General features: G+C 72.8%; 2 protein-coding genes. One reads left to right on the forward strand and one right to left on the reverse strand.

Annotated features, from left to right (window positions below):
- Positions 1-529: 529 nt before the first annotated feature.
- On the reverse strand, positions 530-760 hold the full coding sequence (locus AB0J52_RS38950) for a LuxR family transcriptional regulator (RefSeq protein ID WP_026414168.1): 231 nt from the start codon (positions 758-760) through the stop codon (positions 530-532).
- 465 nt (positions 761-1225) lie between these two features.
- Between AB0J52_RS38950 and AB0J52_RS38955 the strand changes: the two genes are divergently transcribed.
- Positions 1226-1774: a LacI family DNA-binding transcriptional regulator gene (locus AB0J52_RS38955; RefSeq protein ID WP_500188086.1), complete on the forward strand. Its 549-nt coding sequence runs from the start codon at positions 1226-1228 to the stop codon at positions 1772-1774.
- Positions 1775-1795 lie beyond the last annotated feature (21 nt).

Genomic DNA, 1795 nt, shown 5'->3' on the forward strand with positions numbered 1-1795 from the left:
CGGCCGAGCCGTCAGGCGCGGTGCAGGCCGAGCCGTCAGGCGCGGTGCGAACCGCGGCGGCGGCCGCGACACGGGTCGGCGACCGGCCCCTGGTTCTCGCGGGCCGCTCTCACTCACGCGTCCCGACGGCCGCTGACCCGCGCCGCGCCGGCGCCGTCCGCCGTCGCCTGCGCCGTTCACCGTTCGGGCGCGCGTCGGCCGGACGGGTGCCGACCGGGCCTTCCGGGGCGCGCGGTACCGGTACGCGCGGTACCGGGCCCGTTCTCCGGGCACAGGTCGGCTCGGTGGGGCGGGTCTGGGAGCCTCGCGCGTGTGCGCGGGTGATGGGTGCGCGCGGGTTCAGGGCGCGCCAAGGCGGGAGGGGCCCACGAGCTCGTCCCGCGGCGACGCCTGGGCAGGGGGCGTCACTGCCTCGGCTGGGCGTCGCCGCCACGGGGTCGGACGGTGCGCTCGTCGGGTCGGCCGGGACGCCGTCGGCGCGGCGCCGCCCGGGTGGGCGTGCCATGCCTCCCGGCCGGGTCGGTAGCGGTCAGATCAGCTGCCTTCGGGCCGCCCACACCACGGCCTCGATAGGGGTGTTGACCTCCAGCCGGTCGCAGATGGTCCGCAGCCGGCGGCGCAGGGTCCGGGCGCTCAGTTCGAGTTTGCGTGCCGCCACATCAGCGGTGACACCGCTGGCGATCTGGGCGAGGAGCTTGATCTCCTCCTCGTTCAACCGCAGCTCGTCGGTGCCACGACGTGCGAGTGTGGCCTGTTCCACTCCGTCCTCCCTCGTCCGTGGTGATGACCGCGGGGATGCAGCCGCCTGCTGCACAGGCACGGGTAGGCCGATGTCTACGCGTCGGGTTGCCGGGGTCCGGATCGCTCCGGACCAGATCATCGTTATCTGGGCTCGGCGTGCTTGGCCGGAGGTGGCCGCCTGCGGGAACGGGTCGCGGGACGGGGGAACTCCGGGTCACGATTCAGTCGTTGAGCGTCCGAACACCGGCGCGCCGACCGGCGCGGAGGGTCCGACCGCACGGCCGCGGACGGAGCCGACGCGGCGGGGCGCGCCACGTCCGGGACGGGTCACGATCGCCAGCCATCCAACCCACCCTTTCTCGCCCGATCCGACGACCCCCGTTAGGGTGAAGATCGTGAATCGTTTCAAGCTACGCTTCGGCTCGGAACGCTAGGCGGCCGGATCCGGCCCGTCAAGCGCCGAATACGCACGCTGTGTGCTTGTATGGACTCTGCCAGTGACGGCCCGTTCGGAAGTGATCCGCGACACACTGTCAGACCTGCGGAAACAGTTCCGGGGCGGACGAGGAGTGAGTTGCCACAGACCAGTATCCGGGAGGTCGCTCGCCGTGCCGGGGTCTCAGTTGGGACCGTTTCGAATGTCCTAAACCGGCCAGAACTGGTGGCCGAAGCTACCCGTGATCGCGTACGCGCTGCGATCAAGGAGCTCGGCTTCGTCCGCAACGAGTCCGCGCGGCGGCTCCGCCAGGGGCCCGCGGCGCAGCCGGAGCCCCCCGCCGAACCGGCCCCCTCCCGCGCTCCCGCCTACGGGGTCCTCATGGAGGACCTCGCCAACCCCTACGCCTCCGATGTCGCGCGCGGCGCCGAGCGCGCGCTGAACAAGGCCGGCCGCGACGTGCTGTGGCTGTCCAGCGACCACGACCCCGCCAAGGAGCGGCGCGGCCTCGACCTGCTCGCCGCGCAGCGCGCCGAGGGCGTGCTGGTGATCCCGGTCGGGATGGACGATAACGGAATCAAGGCGACCAGCGCCTGACCCACCTCCCGCCCCCAACCC

Origin of the sequence: Spirillospora sp. NPDC049652 (genome assembly GCF_040675125.1) — a bacterium.
In the GTDB taxonomy this organism is placed as follows: domain Bacteria; phylum Actinomycetota; class Actinomycetes; order Streptosporangiales; family Streptosporangiaceae; genus Spirillospora.